Source organism: Variovorax sp. 01T439_2, from assembly GCF_056398445.1.
The window spans coordinates 1-3,515 of the sequence record NZ_JBFTPJ010001002.1; the positions used below are offsets into that span (position 1 = coordinate 1).

Here is a 3,515-nt window from a genome sequence, read left to right on the forward strand (position 1 = left end):
GTTCTTGCCGCCGCTTGCGCCCCCCGGCACCTCGAGTTCGCTGAGCGCGAGGATGTTGATGCCGGTCATTTCGCAGATGGCGCGGTACAGCGGCACCAGGGCATAGCCGAACGCGAACATGCCGCAGGCCACCACGGCCAGCTTGCCGACCATGCGGACATTGGCGCGCTTGATGCGTTGACCGAGGCTCATGATGCGGGCGGCTCCGTTGGCTCGTGCTTCAGCGTCCGCTGAACCAGATCATGCGGACCAGGAATCCGAGAAAGAACAGCACGGCGATGGAGGCCAGCGTGAGCCCCATGCGGCGGTTGTTCCTTTTCTGTTCGGGCGTGGTCATCGTGGTCATGCAAGCCGGCGGCCGGTGCGGTTCAGCCGATCACCTTGGTGGCGGTTGCATCGAGCTTGGGCGGGTTCTCGAAGGTGTGGAAGGGCGCCGGCGACGGCACTTCCCACTCGAGGCCTTCAGCCGCTTCCCAGGGCTTCTGCGCCGCCTTCTCGCCCTTGCCGAGCATGGTCGGCAGCACGATGAAGAAGAAGAAGTACACCTGGGCCAGACCGAAGGCGAACGCACCCACCGAAGCCACCGCGTTGAAGTCGGCGAACTGCATCGGGTAGTCGGCATAGCGGCGCGGCATGCCCGCGAGGCCGAGGAAGTGCATCGGGAAGAAGGTGACGTTGAACGAGATCAGCGACCACCAGAAGTGGATCTTGCCGCGCGTTTCGTTGTACATCACGCCGGTCCACTTGGGCGCCCAGTAGTAGTAGCCCGCGAACATGGCATAGAGCGAGCCGGCCACCAGCACGTAGTGGAAGTGGGCCACCACGTAGTAGGTGTCCTGCAGCTGGATGTCGATCGGAGCGATGGCCAGGATGAGGCCGGTGAAGCCGCCCATCGTGAACACGAAGATGAAGCCCACCGCGAACAGCATCGGGGTCTCGAAGGTCATCGAGCCCTGCCACATGGTGGCGATCCAGTTGAAGATCTTCACGGCCGTGGGCACCGCGATCAGCATGGTCGCGTACATGAAGAACAGCTGGCCCGTGACCGGCATGCCGGTCGTGAACATGTGGTGCGCCCAGACGATGAACGACAGGATCGCGATCGACGAGGTGGCGTACACCATGGAGGCGTAGCCGAACAGCCGCTTGCGCGAGAACGCCGGCACGATCTGGCTGATGATGCCGAAGGCCGGCAAGATCATGATGTAGACCTCGGGGTGGCCGAAGAACCAGAAGATGTGCTGGTACATCACCGGGTCGCCGCCGCCGGCGGGGTTGAAGAAGCTGGTGCCGAAGTGGCGGTCGGTCAGCGTCATGGTGATGGCGCCTGCGAGCACGGGCATCACGGCGATCAGCAGGTAGGCGGTGATGAGCCAGGTCCAGCAGAACATCGGCATCTTCATGAGCGTCATGCCGGGGGCGCGCATGTTCAGGATGGTGACGATGATGTTGATCGAGCCCATGATCGACGAGGCGCCCATGATGTGCATCGCGAAGATGCCGGCGTCCATCGAGGGGCCCATCTGCAGCGTGAGCGGCGCGTAGAGCGTCCAGCCCGCGGCGGGCGCGCCGCCGGGCATGAAGAACGTGGCGCCGAACACCATGATCAGGCCGTGCATGGTGGTGAACTGGTTGAACAGCTCGGGGTTCACCAGCTGCAGGCCGGGCTGGAACAGCTCGGCGCGGATCAGGAGCGCAAGTACGCCGCCCACCATCAGCATGGTGAAGCTGAACAGCAGGTAGAGCGTGCCGATGTCCTTGTGGTTGGTGGCGAASACCCAGCGGCGCCAGCCGGTGGGCGCTGCGTGGTGCTCGTCGTGTGCGTGGCCGTCGTGGGCGTGACCGTGGGGGTCGAGGACTGCACTCATTTCGTTGTTCCTTGCAATTTCTTCGTCGCGGGGCGCTTGGACGCGGTCACTTGCCGCGCAGGGCCAGAACTTCGGCCGGCTGCACCAGCTGGCCCGTCTTGTTCGACCAGCTGTTCTTGGTGTAGGTGGCAACGGCCGCGAGGTCGGTGTCGCTCAGCTGCTTCCAGGAGGGCATCGCGCCATTGTTCTGGCCATTGAGCAGCACCGTGAGCTGCACCTTGTGGTCGGTGTCGAGCACCTTGGGGCTGGCGTCCAGCGGCTTGATCGGGCCGGCGCCCTTGCCGTTGGCCTGGTGGCAGGCCGCGCAGTTGGCGGCATAGACCTTCTCGCCGCGCGCCAACATGTCGGGCAGGGTCCAGACCTTGCTCGGATCGTCGAGCTTGGCCGCGGCTTCCTTGCGCTTGCCATCGACCCAGGCCGTGTAGTCGGCGGCCGAGACCACCTTCACGTGGATCGGCATGTAGGCGTGCTCCTTGCCGCAGAGTTCCTGGCACTGGCCGTAGTAGTCGCCCACGGTCTCGGCGCGGAACCAGGTGTCGCGCACGAAGCCGGGAACCGCGTCCTGCTTGATGCCCAGCTGGGGCACGGCAAACGCGTGGATCACGTCGTTGGCGGTGGTGATGATGCGCACCTTCTTCTGGACCGGCACCACCATCGGGTTGTCGACCTTGAAGAGGTAGTCGTCGGGCATGGCGCCCTTGGCACCGGCGTCGGACATGGCGCGCTGCGAGCTGTCGAGCGTGGAGATGAAGGCCAGGCCCTCGCCTTCGCCGTTCAGGTAGTCGTAGCCCCACTTCCACTGGTAGCCGGTGGTCTTGATGGTGAGGTCGGCGTTGGTGGTGTCCTTCTGGGCCACCAGCACCTTGGTGGCGGGCAGCGCCATCACGATCACGATGATGAAGGGCACGATGGTCCAGATGACCTCGACCACCACCGATTCATGGAAGTTGGCCGCCTTGTGGCCGACCGACTTGCGGTGCTTCCATATCGAATAGAACATGACCGCGAACACGGCAACGAAGATGACCGTGCACAGGATCATCATCACCGTGTGCAGGAAATGCTGTTCCTGCGCAATCTTGGTGACGCCCAGCGGAAGGTTCAGCTGGCGCACCGAGGGGCCGCCGGGCAGATCGTTGACTGCGTGCGCCGCGCCGCTGAAAGCCGCGCCGGCCGCCAGCAACAGATTCGCCGGCCTGTACTTATTGCGCCAAATGCTCTTCATCGTGTTCACGTTTCTTCAATTTTTTTCAACAAACCCAACCGTGCAGCGCCGCGCGAGCCCTCAGGCGCCACGCAACGCCATGCGAATCTCGCGCGCCAATGCGGCTCGCAACTCCGGGCGTACATAGCGCCCCACCCTGACCGATCGACCCTGACCCGAGACCTCGATCAGCGAACGATCGCTGGCCTGCGGTTCGATCCGCACCTGGTGCGGCAGAAATTCCGTGCGCTCGTAGTCGCCACCGTTCTCGAGTTCCACCACCAGCCGGCCGCCCTGCAGCGCAATCCGTTCTCCATCGGTTGCGTGCCGTGCGTACAGCATGAACGCGAAACCCACCGCGGCCAGTTCGAGCCAGGCAAAAGGCAGAACCAGCGGCGCACCGAGCATCCAGAAGACCGCGCCGATACCGAGCGATACCACGC

The 3,515-nt window shown here is 64.1% G+C and carries 4 protein-coding genes and 1 pseudogene; all 5 read right to left on the reverse strand.

Features of this window, described 5'->3' with window-relative positions:
* A pseudogene (locus AC1DOC_RS31020) lies at window positions 1–192 on the reverse strand (cytochrome c oxidase assembly protein); the annotation flags it as partial.
* Between the two features lie 28 nt (window positions 193–220).
* Entirely contained in the window at window positions 221–337 is a 117-nt protein-coding gene (locus AC1DOC_RS31025) for a cytochrome oxidase small assembly protein (RefSeq protein WP_208856271.1), read from the reverse strand.
* A 31-nt stretch (window positions 338–368) separates the two neighbouring features.
* Complete coding sequence (locus AC1DOC_RS31030) at window positions 369–1,868, reverse strand: cytochrome c oxidase subunit I (protein WP_478131261.1); 1,500 nt, start codon at window positions 1,866–1,868, stop codon at window positions 369–371.
* Between the two features lie 46 nt (window positions 1,869–1,914).
* On the reverse strand, window positions 1,915–3,093 hold the full coding sequence (gene coxB / locus AC1DOC_RS31035; protein WP_015867162.1) for a cytochrome c oxidase subunit II: 1,179 nt from the start codon (window positions 3,091–3,093) through the stop codon (window positions 1,915–1,917).
* A 60-nt stretch (window positions 3,094–3,153) separates the two neighbouring features.
* On the reverse strand, window positions 3,154–3,515 hold a 362-nt coding region (locus AC1DOC_RS31040; RefSeq protein ID WP_478131262.1), incomplete at its 5' end, for a DUF2244 domain-containing protein.